This window comes from Aliiglaciecola lipolytica E3, assembly GCF_000314975.1.
Lineage (GTDB): Bacteria > Pseudomonadota > Gammaproteobacteria > Enterobacterales > Alteromonadaceae > Aliiglaciecola > Aliiglaciecola lipolytica.
This window is the reverse complement of sequence record NZ_BAEN01000035.1, coordinates 1-13,957: the sequence shown is the minus strand read 5'-3', so window position 1 is coordinate 13,957 and position 13,957 is coordinate 1. Positions and strand designations below refer to the sequence as shown.

At 40.4% G+C, this 13,957-nt stretch carries 17 protein-coding genes and 1 other annotated feature; of the genes, 13 read left to right on the top strand and 4 right to left on the bottom strand.

Features of this window, described 5'->3' with window-relative positions:
- Positions 1 to 32: 32 nt before the first annotated feature.
- Positions 33 to 344 (top strand): hypothetical protein, encoded by a 312-nt coding sequence (locus GLIP_RS07180; RefSeq protein WP_008843935.1) that lies wholly within the window; start codon positions 33 to 35, stop codon positions 342 to 344.
- A 68-nt stretch (positions 345 to 412) separates the two neighbouring features.
- Here GLIP_RS07180 and GLIP_RS22090 read toward each other — a convergent pair whose 3' ends face one another.
- A complete protein-coding gene (locus GLIP_RS22090) occupies positions 413 to 730 on the bottom strand; it encodes a hypothetical protein (RefSeq protein ID WP_008843934.1) in 318 nt (105 codons plus the stop codon).
- 329 nt (positions 731 to 1,059) lie between these two features.
- Positions 1,060 to 1,173: a sequence feature (His leader region), on the top strand.
- Positions 1,174 to 1,221: 48 nt separating this feature from the next.
- Between GLIP_RS22090 and hisG the strand changes: the two genes are divergently transcribed.
- The 12 genes from hisG to GLIP_RS07115 all read left to right on the top strand — a co-directional run bounded on the left by hisG (position 1,222) and on the right by GLIP_RS07115 (position 11,314).
- Positions 1,222 to 2,121 (top strand): ATP phosphoribosyltransferase, encoded by a 900-nt coding sequence (gene hisG, locus GLIP_RS07170; protein ID WP_008843933.1) that lies wholly within the window; start codon positions 1,222 to 1,224, stop codon positions 2,119 to 2,121.
- Between the two features lie 16 nt (positions 2,122 to 2,137).
- Positions 2,138 to 3,433: a histidinol dehydrogenase gene (gene hisD / locus GLIP_RS07165; RefSeq protein ID WP_040522350.1), complete on the top strand. Its 1,296-nt coding sequence runs from the start codon at positions 2,138 to 2,140 to the stop codon at positions 3,431 to 3,433.
- Entirely contained in the window at positions 3,430 to 4,530 is a 1,101-nt protein-coding gene (gene hisC / locus GLIP_RS07160) for a histidinol-phosphate transaminase (RefSeq protein ID WP_008843931.1), read from the top strand. Before hisD ends, hisC begins: the two co-directional genes overlap by 4 nt.
- Positions 4,527 to 5,597 (top strand): bifunctional histidinol-phosphatase/imidazoleglycerol-phosphate dehydratase HisB, encoded by a 1,071-nt coding sequence (gene hisB, locus GLIP_RS07155; RefSeq protein ID WP_008843930.1) that lies wholly within the window; start codon positions 4,527 to 4,529, stop codon positions 5,595 to 5,597. The genes hisC and hisB overlap by 4 nt, the downstream gene beginning before the upstream one ends.
- Positions 5,598 to 5,599: 2 nt before the next feature.
- Entirely contained in the window at positions 5,600 to 6,229 is a 630-nt protein-coding gene (hisH, locus tag GLIP_RS07150) for an imidazole glycerol phosphate synthase subunit HisH (RefSeq protein WP_008843929.1), read from the top strand.
- The gene (hisA, locus tag GLIP_RS07145) at positions 6,226 to 6,963 is read left to right on the top strand and encodes a 1-(5-phosphoribosyl)-5-[(5-phosphoribosylamino)methylideneamino]imidazole-4-carboxamide isomerase (RefSeq protein WP_008843928.1); all 738 of its coding nucleotides are present in this window, start codon (positions 6,226 to 6,228) and stop codon (positions 6,961 to 6,963) included. The genes hisH and hisA overlap by 4 nt, the downstream gene beginning before the upstream one ends.
- Positions 6,945 to 7,739: an imidazole glycerol phosphate synthase subunit HisF gene (gene hisF / locus GLIP_RS07140; RefSeq protein WP_008843927.1), complete on the top strand. Its 795-nt coding sequence runs from the start codon at positions 6,945 to 6,947 to the stop codon at positions 7,737 to 7,739. Before hisA ends, hisF begins: the two co-directional genes overlap by 19 nt.
- 32 nt (positions 7,740 to 7,771) lie before the next feature.
- Positions 7,772 to 8,392, top strand: a complete 621-nt coding sequence (gene hisIE / locus GLIP_RS07135; protein WP_040522279.1) for a bifunctional phosphoribosyl-AMP cyclohydrolase/phosphoribosyl-ATP diphosphatase HisIE — start codon at positions 7,772 to 7,774, stop codon at positions 8,390 to 8,392.
- Positions 8,393 to 8,516: 124 nt separating this feature from the next.
- Positions 8,517 to 9,230, top strand: a complete 714-nt coding sequence (locus GLIP_RS07130; RefSeq protein ID WP_008843925.1) for an SIMPL domain-containing protein — start codon at positions 8,517 to 8,519, stop codon at positions 9,228 to 9,230.
- Between the two features lie 9 nt (positions 9,231 to 9,239).
- Positions 9,240 to 9,935: an aspartate/glutamate racemase family protein gene (locus GLIP_RS07125; RefSeq protein WP_008843924.1), complete on the top strand. Its 696-nt coding sequence runs from the start codon at positions 9,240 to 9,242 to the stop codon at positions 9,933 to 9,935.
- Between the two features lie 109 nt (positions 9,936 to 10,044).
- Positions 10,045 to 10,689 carry a signal peptidase I gene (gene lepB / locus GLIP_RS07120; RefSeq protein WP_008843923.1) on the top strand — a complete coding sequence of 215 codons (645 nt, stop codon included), beginning with the start codon at positions 10,045 to 10,047 and terminating at the stop codon, positions 10,687 to 10,689.
- Positions 10,690 to 10,870: 181 nt separating this feature from the next.
- A complete protein-coding gene (locus GLIP_RS07115) occupies positions 10,871 to 11,314 on the top strand; it encodes an Hsp20 family protein (protein ID WP_008843922.1) in 444 nt (147 codons plus the stop codon).
- A 63-nt stretch (positions 11,315 to 11,377) separates the two neighbouring features.
- On the opposite strand, the gene GLIP_RS07110 is transcribed toward GLIP_RS07115, so the two are convergent.
- The 3 genes from GLIP_RS07110 to GLIP_RS07100 all read right to left on the bottom strand — a co-directional run bounded on the left by GLIP_RS07110 (position 11,378) and on the right by GLIP_RS07100 (position 13,816).
- A complete protein-coding gene (locus GLIP_RS07110) occupies positions 11,378 to 11,764 on the bottom strand; it encodes an MAPEG family protein (protein WP_008843921.1) in 387 nt (128 codons plus the stop codon).
- Between the two features lie 81 nt (positions 11,765 to 11,845).
- Positions 11,846 to 12,490: an adenylate kinase gene (adk, locus tag GLIP_RS07105; RefSeq protein WP_008843920.1), complete on the bottom strand. Its 645-nt coding sequence runs from the start codon at positions 12,488 to 12,490 to the stop codon at positions 11,846 to 11,848.
- 156 nt (positions 12,491 to 12,646) lie between these two features.
- Positions 12,647 to 13,816 carry an AI-2E family transporter gene (locus GLIP_RS07100; RefSeq protein WP_008843919.1) on the bottom strand — a complete coding sequence of 390 codons (1,170 nt, stop codon included), beginning with the start codon at positions 13,814 to 13,816 and terminating at the stop codon, positions 12,647 to 12,649.
- Between the last annotated feature and the right edge of the window lie 141 nt (positions 13,817 to 13,957).

Sequence of the window (13,957 nt, the reverse complement as noted above, 5' to 3'; positions counted from 1 at the left end):
ATGAAACGTCACCAAACACTAAGGAAACAATCATGTTGAAATTAGCTACTTACAGCTTACTATTACTAAGTTTAAACTTAAATGCAACCACCTCAGAAAACGTTGAAATAAAATATTCGAATCAAGGTTACCCTTACAAGCTGTTAATAAATCGTGCTGACACGATAAAGATTTTATTTACCGAAGACACTCAAAGTGTGAATTGTGCTGTGGAATTCAAAAGGGGAAAAATTTCTGAAAAGTCAGTCTATGTTGAGGTGGATACGAAAGACTTTGAAAGCCAGCCGTTAGCAAGCTGCTTACCTCGCAAGCAAGCTAAGCTTTGGTTAAAACAAACTTTTTGAATGAAGTTCGAAGCGGTTTTCAAACGAAGATGAGTAGACAAAAAACGATGCAGGTCAATTTGAAGAAATTATATATAAATGTCTAAGTGTTTTCTGCCTTGCTCATCTACTGATGGCAATTCAGGATCAACAGGCTCTTTTTCTTTAGATTGCTGCTTAGCTTTATTGTCTGCTTTTTCTTTTTTTTCCTTTTCGGCGTTATCAGAAGAGGATTTTTTATGATATTTTTCCCTAGCATCACGCTCTTCAGCACTTAAATCGCTTTCTTCTTCATTTAGCGCACGTAGTTTCGCTTCCTTTTCTATTTTTTTTACCTTGAGTTCTTCTTTCTCTATAGCAACTTTACCTTCCCTGGGTAAAACTGAAAAAATCAAATCGCTCGTCATGGGATTTCCTCACTATATAGTCAATACCCTATGTAGGTTCAAGTTACGCTCAAATTGCAATACGCAACTGAAATCATTCTTAACTATCGTATTGGTTTTGACTTACTTTAGCCTTTTTCGTTCATTTATTGCACAAAATTGATAATCTGGTGTGCCCTAATGCTTTTTAGTTTTAACTAATACAATCTTAAATTATTGTTTTCGGTGTTTATACTTGCATTATCTTTACTGTTTGGATAATGTTCTGCGCATCAAATCGAGAAACCCAAGCGAACAAGAAAACATATGATACTTTTTGTAAGTAAACGTTTTACAAATACAAGCCGCACTACTGGGCACCATCATATAGCATAACCTTTCAGGTTCGTGCTGGAAGGTTATTTGTCCTTCCAGTGGTAAAGAATTTTTCTAAACCCCCGGAAGGAAACTTCTGGGGGTTTTTCGTTGTATTGGCAACGAATTAAAAATTAACTATCTATTGAGGCAACAACATGAGCGAGAGTAAACGGCTACGTATAGCGGTTCAAAAGAAGGGACGATTGAGTGACGAAAGTATCGGGTTACTCAAAGCAATTGGCATTAAATTACAAATCCGTGATCGCCTACTCATTGCCCATTCAACCAACCAACCTATCGATTTGTTGCTGGTTCGAGATGACGATATCCCAGGCTTAGTTATGGATGGCGTCGTTGATTTAGGGTTTATCGGAGAAAACGAGCTAGAAGAGAAAATGTTGGAACGCCAGCAATCTGGTAAAGCTCATGACTTTAAAACCTTACGAAGATTAGATTATGGCGGTTGCCAGCTGTCCATTGCTGTTCCTACCGAGTTTGAATACAAAGGACTCGAATCAATCAATGGATTGAAAGTCGCAACGACTTACCCGTTTCTTTTAGAGCGCTTCTTTAAAAAGAATAATATTAATGCACAAGCAGTAATGTTAACCGGTTCTGTTGAAGTCGCACCGCGTGCCGGAGTGGCAGACGCTATTTGTGATTTAGTTTCTACTGGCGCGACATTAGAAGCCAATGGGTTACGTGAAGAAGCAGTTATTTTTAAGTCCAAAGCAGTGTTAATTCAACGTGGCGAAGCGTTATCCGATGAAAAACAAGCGCTGATCAACCGCTTATTGCCACGAGTTGACGGTGTCATGCAGGCCAAAGAAAGCAAATACATTATGTTGCACGCGCCTAAAGCCTATTTAGAACAAGTCAAAAGCTTATTACCTGGAGCGGAAAACCCGACCGTTCTGCCGTTAGCAAACAACGAAGATACAGTTGCCATTCACGTCGTTAGCTCAGAAACGCTATTCTGGGAGACGATGGAAAAACTCAAGTCATTAGGATGTAGCTCTATCTTGGTCATGCCTATTGAAAAAATGATGGGCTAATAGCATGACAACGCCAATTCAAAACTGGGCTGATTTAACCTTTGACCAACAGCAACAGGTATTGAGCCGCCCTGCTCAGGCCGACAACGAAAAACTCAGTAAAATTGTGAGCGATATTCTGCTACAGGTAAAGCACAGAGGTGATGATGCTATTCGTGAACTGACTAAGAAATTTGATGGTATCAGGCTGGCTAAATTACGCTTAGACGATGAGCAAATAATTAACGCCAAAAACGAAATTTCTGAAAACGTGAAAAGTGCGATTGATTTAGCTTATAGCAATATTAAAACGTTTCACCAAGCCCAACTACCAAAAGATGTACGAATTGAAACTCAACCGGGGGTAATCTGCGAACTCAAGCATGCTGCTATTGATTCGGTTGGATTATATATTCCCGGTGGCAGTGCGCCACTCCCTTCAACCGTTTTAATGTTGGGAGCAACAGCACAAGTGGCAGGTTGTCAACGCAAAGTGTTGTGTACACCACCGGATGCCAAAGGCAATATTGCAGCGGAAATTCGCTATGCAGCACAACTTTGTGGCATCGATGAAATTTACTTAATTGGCGGTGCGCAAGCTGTTGCTGCTATGGCATTTGGTACCCAATCGATTGTCAAAGTAGATAAAATATTCGGCCCTGGTAATAGCTTCGTCACGGAAGCAAAACAACAGGTTAGTACTCGTGCAGACGGTGCTGCTATTGATATGCCAGCAGGTCCCTCAGAAGTATTAGTGATTGCAGATGAATTGGCAGATCCGGCGTTTGTAGCATCAGATCTGCTTTCACAAGCGGAGCACGGTGCAGATTCTCAAGCCATATTAGTAAGTAGCAGCAAAGTGCTAATAACCGCTGTTCAACAGCAAGTTGCAGCACAGTTACAAAAATTGAGCCGTCAGGAAATAGCGCAAAAAGCGATGCAACACGGACGCTACATATTAACTTCAGACATAGCGGAATCGGTGCAAGTGAGTAATCAGTATGCTCCCGAACATTTGATCGTACAAACAGAAAATGCTCGGGATTTATTACCTGAATTAAAACACGCTGGATCCATATTTTTAGGCAAATGGTCCCCAGAATCTGCTGGTGACTATGCCAGTGGTACTAACCACGTTTTACCTACTTACGGATATTCTCGGAATTATTCTAGTTTAGGATTAGCAGATTTTATGCGTCGTTTTACCGTGCAAGAATTGAGTTACCAAGGATTATCAAATATTGGCAACGCGATTATGGATTTAGCCGATGCTGAAGGTTTAGATGCGCACAAACGGGCTGTATCCATTCGCTTAAATGGAGTGCAATCATGAGTTCATTGGTTAATAAATTACTGTGTGAGAATGTCAAAAACCTGAAACCTTATGAATCAGCTCGTAGATTGTTTGCGGCCGGCTCTGGGGAAACCCAACAGACTTGGTTAAACGCTAACGAGTCTCCCTTCACCAATCCTTACAATATGGATGATGGTCGCTTTAATCGCTATCCCGATTGCCAGCCATCTGGCGTAATTAACGCCTATGCCGCTTATTCGGGGGTAACCGCACAAAATACACTGGTTAGCCGAGGTGCTGATGAAGGGATAGAGTTGTTAATTAGAGCTTTTTGCACACCGGGAGAAGATGCAGTATTAATATGCCCACCTACTTATGGCATGTATGCAATTAGCGCTGAAACATGTGATGTCAAGGTGGAAAAAGCGCCGCTTAAAGCTGACTTTAGCTTGGATGTAGAAAACATTTGTACCTTTAAAGACAAAGTTAAATTAGTCTTTATATGTTCACCTAACAACCCAACCGGTACATCCGTCCCCCCCGACCAACTGCAAGCTGTGATTGAACATTTTTCTGACTCAGCATTAGTCGTGGTCGATGAAGCCTATATTGAATTTAACTGGCAATGCACATGGGCGAACAAACTCAATCAATACCCCAACCTAGTCATTTTACGTACTCTATCAAAAGCCTTTGCACTTGCAGGAATAAGATGTGGCTTTACCCTCGCCGCCCCTGAAGTCATTCAGGCCTTACTGAAAGTCATCGCACCTTACCCAATTCCTGAGCCTGTTGCGCAAGTTGCAAGGCAAGCTTTGGAATCAAAAGGTATCAGTAAAATGCTGCAACAAGTGGGCGATTTAAACAAACAACGAAATACGCTTAAAGAGCAATTAGCGTCAATTTCGTCTGTTGAATTAGTCGGAGATGATAAAGCTAATTTTATTCTATTTCGTTGTGCCCAAAAAAACGAGTTAATGCAATATTTAGTCGATAATCACATTCTAATCCGTGATCAATCTAAACAAGTAAATCTGCAAAATTGCCTACGGATTACCGTTGGAACAGCTGACCAAAATCAACAGCTAATGGATTTAATCTTTTCATTTTTTAAACAACAGGAATCGGCACAATGAGCGCCCTACCGATTTTATTTATAGACAGAGACGGCACATTAGTCGAAGAGCCACCGATTGATAAACAACTCGATCGACTCGACAAATTAGTATTTGAACCTAACGTAATCCCCGTGCTGCTTAAACTACAGCAAGCAGGTTACCATTTGGTAATGGTATCGAACCAAGATGGATTGGGCACAGATTCATTCCCACAGGCTGACTTCGACGCGCCCCACAATATGATGATGGATATTTTCGCATCTCAAGGGGTAAAATTTGATGATGTATTAATTTGTCCGCATTTTGATGAACAACAATGTAGCTGCCGAAAACCTAAACTCGGTTTGGTAAAGGATTATTTGCAACAAGGTAAAGTAGATTTTAGTCGCTCATTAGTAATAGGTGATAGACAAACAGATGTAGGCTTAGCTGATAACATGGGCTTAAAGTCACATTTGTACAATCGTGACACTCACGATTGGCTAGCCATTCAAAAAAGCATTTTGAGTGCCAATAGAACCGCAAGCGTGACTAGAAATACCTCGGAAACACAAATTGACGTCTTTGTTGATTTGGATTCTACGGCTAAATCTAGTATCGAAACGGGATTAGGTTTTTTTGACCACATGCTCGATCAAATCGCAACGCATGGTGGTTTCGAGTTGCGCTTGTCAGTCAATGGTGACTTACATATCGATGACCATCATAGCGTCGAAGATACCGCCTTAGCACTGGGTGAAGCGATTAAGAAGGCATTAGGTAATAAGCGAGGAATTGGACGTTTCGGCTTTGCATTGCCGATGGATGAATGTCGTGCAGAATGCATAATGGATATTTCTAATCGCCCACATTTAAAGTTTGAAGCTGAATTTAGTCGTGATGCAGTAGGTGAAATGGCCACTGAAATGGTTCCCCACTTCTTTTATTCCATCGCACAGGCAATGGGTCTATCTTTGCACCTATCCACCACGGAAGGTAATGCGCACCATCAAGTTGAAAGTTTGTTTAAAGTGTTTGGTCGCGCTTTGCGCCAGGCAATTACGAAACAAGGCGATACACTACCGAGTAGCAAAGGAGCTTTGTAAGTATGTCAGTGACTAACGCTTTGCAAAAAACGGTGATCATCAATACCGGTTGTGCAAATATCTCATCGGTTAAATTTGCTCTGCAACGCCTTACCCAAAATGTGACTGTTTCGGATGACCCAGACGTTATTTATGCTGCCGACAAGCTTATTTTACCTGGAGTTGGCAGTGCCAATGCTGCAATGCAAAGTATTCTAAGCAAGCAGCTTTCAGGCTGTATTCAATCTCTTACTCAACCCGTCCTAGGAGTATGTTTGGGTATGCAGTTGATGGTTACAGATTCTCAGGAAAAGGCACATAAAAGTAACGCTATCGACACGGCTTGTTTAAACTTGATCCCCGGTAAAGTGAAACGCATGGAAGTGGGAAATTTACGTTTACCGCACATGGGATGGAATACTGTGGATCCAGTCGAGCAAAACTCGATTTTTAAAGGCATCCCCAGTGGCACATACTTTTACTTTGTGCATAGTTTTGCCGTCGATGTGTATGCTCACACGCTGGCAACTAGTCAATATGAAATGCCGTTTTCAGCAGCTATCCACAAAGACAATTTTTATGGTGTGCAATTTCATCCGGAGCGTTCTGGAGATGCCGGCGCTACGCTAATGGAGAACTTTTTAAAGCTATGATTATTCCAGCAATCGATTTAATAGACGGCGCTGTAGTACGTTTGTATCAAGGCGACTACGAACAAAAAACCCAATATAAATTAGACCCTGTGGATGTGGTGAACAACTATGCAGATCAAGGTGCTAACTGGTTACATATTGTAGATTTAACGGGTGCAAAAGACACAGATAAACGCCAACTTGGTTTAATCAAAAAAATGGTTGATACCCAACGTATGCAGTTTCAAGCTGGCGGTGGTATTCGTTCTGAAGCAGATGTTGCTCAGTTATTGGATATTGGCGTCAAACGCATCGTTATTGGCTCGTTGGCAGTGAAACAACCGGATATTGTTAAACAATGGGTCACTAAGTACGGACCAGAAGCTATTGTATTAGCGCTAGATGTGAATATTGATGCCAGCGGCAATAAGTTTATTGCAACCCATGGCTGGCAAGAAAGCTCAGGCGTTGCCTTAGAATCTTTGCTAGATGATTTTCTAGACGTGGGAGCAAAACATGTATTGTGTACCGATATTAGTCGTGATGGCACGTTACAAGGCGCAAACCACCAGCTATATACAGAAATGAAACAGCGTTTTCCACAAGTCATCTGGCAAGCTTCTGGAGGCATAGGCTCGTTAGCTGATATTGAAGCCTTAAAACCCAGTAAAGTCGATGGAGTGATATTAGGACGTGCTCTGTTGGAAGGTAAGTTTACACTCAAGGAGGCGATCCAATGTTGGCAAGGAGAATAATCCCCTGTTTGGACGTGCGTGAAGGCAAGGTTGTAAAAGGGGTTAAATTTCGCAACCACGAAATCATTGGCGATATAGTCCCATTAGCGGAACAATATGCTCAGCAAGGTGCTGACGAATTAGTCTTTTATGATATTACAGCATCAAGTGATCAACGTGTGGTTGATAAAAGTTGGGTTAGTCGAATTGCCCAAGTAATCGATATTCCCTTTTGTGTCGCTGGAGGCATAAAGTCGGTACAAGATGCCGGGAGAATATTGGAAATGGGTGCCGATAAAATATCAGTGAACTCCCCTGCTCTGGCAGATCCTGAACTCATAACCCGATTACACGATACCTTTGGGCAACAGTGCGTTGTTGTTGGCATCGACAGCTATTTTAATGAGCAAAGCCAACAGTATGAGGTATATCAATTTACCGGAGACGAAAAACGCACCCAAAATACCGGTCGATTGACTGCTGACTGGGTATTAGAAGTCCAGCAACGTGGTGCAGGTGAAATTGTGCTTAATTGTATGAATCAGGATGGCGTGCGCCAAGGTTATGATATTGCGCAGTTAAGTCAAATCAGAGCAGTTTGCAATGTGCCATTAATTGCCTCTGGTGGTGCCGGTGAAAAACACCACTTCTATGATGTTTATAAACAAGCAGATGTTGATGGGGCATTGGCAGCATCCGTTTTTCACAAAGGTATAATCCCGATCCCAGAATTAAAAGACTTTTTACGCGCTCAAGGGATCATCATTCGAGATGAGTTTGTGCAAACAACTGCGTAAACATAAATTTTTCTGAATATATTGAGAATTTAATGATTATCAATCTACAAACAATTGACCAGCTGAGCTGGGAAAAAATGCAAGGTCTACTCCCCTGTATTGTGCAAAATGCAAAGAGTGGCAAAGTATTGATGCAAGGCTATATGGATAAAGACGCAATGGCTGCCACCTTAAATACAGGCCATGTTACCTTTTTCAGTCGCTCGAAACAGCGGCTTTGGACGAAGGGCGAAACCTCTGGTCATACACTTGACTTAGTGGAGTTAACTGCTGATTGTGATAACGATTCTATTTTAGCACTAGTCAATCCTAACGGACCTACTTGTCATTTGGGAACAGAATCATGTTGGGCAGATAGCAAAAGTGCGGACTTTACCTTTGTTGCCGAATTAGAAGCAATATTGGCAGCGCGAAAAAAGGCAGATCCTGAATCAAGCTATACCGCCAGTTTATATGCTAAAGGAATTAAACGGATCGCTCAAAAAGTCGGTGAAGAAGGGGTTGAAACCGCTTTAGCAGCTGCTGTTAGCGATCTTGACGAACTTAAAAATGAATCGGCAGATTTGTTATACCATCTAATTGTGCTACTGCACGCCTCTGATCTCTCATTAAGTGACGTCATTGACGTTTTAAAATCTCGTCACAACAAGTAAGCAAGACAAAGCCGCTAATTTATTAGCGGCGCTCCTTCAGTAACATAAATAAATGAACTTCTTGCTAGAATGATGATCTTACTTTTCTATCCTTGCGTTTCGTAAAGTTAACGGAGAACTTATCGTGCAATCCACTAGATCTAGTATTATTTACAGCGTGGCTTTTATTATTGGTAGTGCCATTTTAGGCTATTTTCTGCAAAGTTCAGTTGAACGATTTCGTTCTTATGAACGCACAATAACCGTAAAAGGATTATCAGAACATGAAGTGCCAGCTGACACAGCTATTTGGCCTATCCAATTTAGTGTTATTAGCAATGATCTTTCCGATCTATACAAACAACTTGAAACACAACAGGAAATCGTCAAACAATTCTTGATTGAAAATAATTTTACCGAACAAGAAATCAGTGCTTCAACACCCACCATTAATGATAAAAAAGCGCAAAACTACGGAAGCTTTAATCCCAATGACACGCGCTTTACTGCAAATCAAACTTTCACAGTCTATAGTGAAAAAATAAACACCGTTTTAGACGCACAAAAAAGATTATTAGAGCTTGGCAAAAAAGGCTTGGTTTTGAACGGGAATAACTATCAAAATCAAACCCAGTTTTTGTATTCAGGCCTAAACGAAATTAAACCTCAAATGATTGAAGATGCGACTCAAAAAGCACGAGAAGTCGCTGAGAAATTTGCCGCCGATAGCAATAGCCAACTTGGTAAAATAAAACAAGCACGACAAGGTCAATTTAGTATCACCGATAGAGACAGCAATACCCCTTACATAAAACAAGTTAGAGTAGTATCAACCATAGAATATTATCTAATCGACTAAGGATTTTTGATGCGCACAATTGGTTTGATAGGCGGAATGAGTTGGGAATCAACAGTAAGCTACTATCAAAAAATTAACCAAGAAGTTAAACAGCAATTGGGTGGATTACATTCCGCAAAAATCATCTTACATAGCGTCGATTTTGCACAGATTGAGAGATTACAACATCAAGGACAGTGGCTTGAATTAGCAGAGATTCTTTGCGGAGCCGCTCAAGGACTAGAACGAGCTGGCGCTGACTGTATTGTCATTTGTACCAATACTATGCATAAAGTCGCCGACAGAATTCAAAATACCACTCAACTTCCGTTAATTCATATTGCCGATGCCACGGCGAAAGTATTACTTGCCGATAATATCAATAAAGTCGGATTATTAGGCACCCGTTTCACCATGGAACAAGACTTCTACACCGGTAGATTGGTTGATAAATTTGCTATCGAGGTGATCACACCGCCAGAACAAGATAGAGAACTCGTCCATCAAATAATTTATAACGAACTTTGTTTAGGTCAAATCAATCCCACCTCCCGCGCCGCTTATTTAAATATCATTCAGAACTTGTACGAGCAAGGTGCCCAAGGGGTTATTTTGGGCTGTACGGAAATTGCCATGCTAGTAGGACCAGAAGACACCACGGTACCACTTTATAACACGACTGAAATCCATGCCTTATCAGCAGTGCAATTTGCATTACAAGATTAAAAAGTTTTCGACATAAAACATTACAAATCTAAGTTGTCATCCGGTTTGATTAACTATCAAAATAGAAACTCAACTTAGTATTAATCATTGATTTTGTAGGGCAAATTGCATGAAACAAAAAACCATCAGGCTATTAAAAGAAAATTGGGGATTCCTACTCTTCTTACTATTAATGTTTGCATCGAGAAGCAGTTTGGCAGATTGGTATCACGTCCCTTCAGGATCAATGTTACCCACCATCGAAGTGGGTGATCGAATATTAGTTAACAAAATGGCGTATCGTTTGGAAATTCCGTTTACCGATATTCCGTTGATTCAGACTGGCGCACCCGTACGCGGTGATATTGTGGTATTTAATTCTAAAGCAGCCAATGAAAGGTTGATAAAGCGTATCGTCGGCATACCCGGTGATCAGATTTCCATGATCAATAACCAGCTCATTGTTAATGGCGAAATCATTCAATACGAAATTGAACAAGAGCACTATATTTATAACGAAAATTTATTAGGAAAACATCATTCAGTGCAATTTGTTCCCGCTAATCAGGTGAAAGACAGTTTTGCCAATATTGTCATTCCTCAAGGTTTTTATTTCGTGTTAGGTGACAATCGTAATAATAGTCGAGATTCGCGTTTTCTTGGCTTAGTCAGTGAAGACGAATTACAAGGTAAAGCGACAAAAGTAATCGCTTCGTTTGATCCAGATAATTATTATTTACCCAAAAAAGATAGAAATTTTGTAACTTTAAATTGAATAAAAATCAATTAGTTATAAATTATTTTAAATTTTTTTGATTTTTTTCTATTGAAAAAAGTTTGGCTTACCACATATTTAAATTGTCGGCGCCGAAAGGGTCGACAAAAAATATCGCCGCCGAATAATCGGGGCACAATTTGAAATTTATAACATATTGCTTAATAGCGAGGATATGACTATGCGTAACATCGACTTATCACCACTTTATCGTTCTTTTATTGGTTTTGATCACTTAGCATCTATGATTGATGCTGCTTCACAAAGTGAAAAACAAACAACCTACCCTCCATACAATATCGAATTGTTGGCTGAAGACAAATATCGAATAACTATGGCTGTGGCAGGATTTTCCCAAGACAACATTACTATTGAGACTCAAGAAAATACGTTAAAAGTCTCTGGTACGCTTGAAGGTAAAGAAAACGAACGCAAGTTCCTTCACAAAGGTATTTCTGAGCGAAACTTCGAAAGAAAATTCCAGCTTGGTGACCATGTGAAAGTATTAACCGCAGATATGCAAAATGGTCTGCTACATATAGAACTTGAGCGTGTTATACCTGAAGCGAAAAAACCGAGAAAAATTGAAATCGGTAGTAGCTTAATCGAAAATAAATCTTCTTAACAGATAATTTCGAAATAAAGAACGGCGTCAAATGACGCCGTTTTTTTGTGATTTTACTAACGCCTAATATAAGTTCGCTAAATTCAGTATCGACGTTGTGAGCAGCGCTGCAAAGGTCATCAGCATTCCCCAAACACGTTGCCAACTGGCCCCCACATGGTGGCGAAGTCCGTAAGCATGAATCAATCGACCTAACAACAATAGCGTACCAACTGCATGCAAAACGAGATGATTTGCTTGATTAATTTCCGCAACCAGTAACAAAACAAGTGTTAAGGGCACATACTCGGCAAAGTTGCCATGAGCTCTTATTAAACCTAAGAAGTGACTATCGCCATCATCGCCCAAACTCACTTTACGGCCACGTCTTTGTTTAATGACTAAAATAGAGAGATATAAAAATGTTACCCCAAGAAGACCTGCGTAGAACGCCGTGATAGGTGTGCTCATGTTCCTTCCTAAAATAAAAAGCCCACATTGTAGTGGGCTCTAAGTTTAACTGATTTCAGTTTAGATTCCAGTGGCGATTAATTAGCCTAACTTTTCAGCTAATTGTTCTCTAACTGTTTCAACGGCTTGAGTACCATCGATCTTAATATACTCACAGTTGCCAGAGTCAGCTTCAGACGTATAATAATCTACTAGAGGCTTAGTCTGTTCATGATAAACACTCAAACGCTTACGTACGGTTTGTTCTTCATCGTCAGGTCTAATGACTAGATCTTCACCGGTAACGTCATCTTTACCTTCATTTTTAGGAGGATTATAGGTCACATGATACACACGACCTGAACCTGGATGAACGCGACGTCCAGCCATTCTCTCAACTATGACATCATCAGCAACGTCAAATTCTATACAGAAATCAACTTTAATACCGGCCTTTTTCATTGCATCAGCTTGAGGGATGGTGCGCGGAAAACCGTCGAGTAAGAAACCATTTTCACAATCTGGTTGTGTTATTCTTTCCTTGACCAACCCGATGATTAAATCATCAGAAACCAATTTTCCTTCATCCATGACTTTTTTTGCTGCAAGCCCAAGCTCGGTTCCTGCTTTGATCGCTGCTCTGAGCATATCGCCAGTTGAGATTTGTGGAATCCCAAACTTACCCATTAAAAATTGGGCTTGAGTGCCTTTGCCGGCACCAGGCGCGCCAAGAAGAATAATGCGCATGCCTTGTCCTCATATAGTTAAAATTCAATCCAAGCGCAACTTTACACATTCATTTGCAGGTATACAAGAACATCAAAGCACACTCCCCCTAAAGTCTTATAAAAACTAAATATAATTCCCTTTCAAAAGAGTTAATTCATGAAAATCGTCTATTTTTCAATCTTTAGCTTCAATTAATTTAAGCCAATGAGGGAGTATACCCAATTGCGAAAAAGCTAATTTAATACACACTAGAATGGGCACTGCTAGTAATATCCCCAGAATTCCCCACAGCCATCCAAACATCAATAACCACAAGATAATGACCAGGGGGTTTACTTGCATATTACGACCTAACACTGCGGGCGTTATAAATTGCGACTCGATAATGTTTAAAATTAAAAATACGCCGCTTGGCATCAAAGCGATTAATTCGAAACCAAATTGAACCGTGCCAGCAAGACACAATATGATAAGACTAATAAGAGAACCAACATAAGGCACAAAGTTAAGTAGAGCGACAATAGATCCCCATAACAATGCATCTTGAACACCAAGCAGATGTAGAATAGCCGCCGTGGATAAACCCAATGCAGAATTGATAATACTGATTGTCACAATATATTGAGACAAAGTTTGTTGAATTTTAGTTACCAGAAATACCGTTCGCTTTTTATCTTTGACGATTGGGAAATCTTGAATGAAAACATTAAACAAAGAAGGTCCAAAGATAAGTAAAAACAAAATCAAGATTAAACTAGCCAGCAATTGACCAATGAATGTGGGTGTCGCTCCTAGAACAGACAGGAGCATTTCAATACCACCTTGCTTAATGTGTTCTTTTACGGCGCTTTGCTCTGGATTTTGAACAGGTTCTGGTTCTTCATCATCAAACCAACCAAAGAAACTAAAGCCGCTCTTTTCCTCTTGCTTGGCCGCCTCAACCTGTTTTTTAGCAAGCGCTTCTTGTTGCGAATAAGCTTCGCTCATACTGTCAATTTGCTCACTCAGCTCAACTGATAATTTGGGTATCAACTGTGCCCACTTTTGAGCAGGTTCAGCCAATTGAGCCCCCAGAAAAGTAAATGGAGCAACTAACATGGTTAGCAAAAGAACAGCGGAAATACTGCGCGGTATATGTACTTTTTTAAGCAATGCAACCAGCGGACTAAGTAGCAATGCCGTTAGTGCGGTAAAGACGATTGGGATAACTAATGATTGTGCAAAATACAGAGTATAGAAAATCGCAAAGACCAGAAGCCACTGCAAAGATTTAGCGGCGGTATTCACTTTTAGTTCTGTATTTACCTCTTTGCTCTTGAGTGTATTATTAGTATTCTTTTCCACATTTCAACCTTAGTTGATATTCATGACGGTCTAGGATAAGGGCGCTTGCATGATTTTACCACCTAAACTAAAAACCTCTTGGTAATCACGCTTTTGAAGGTGAATTAACGATCTTCCCCAGCTTCAAATACAAAAAAATCC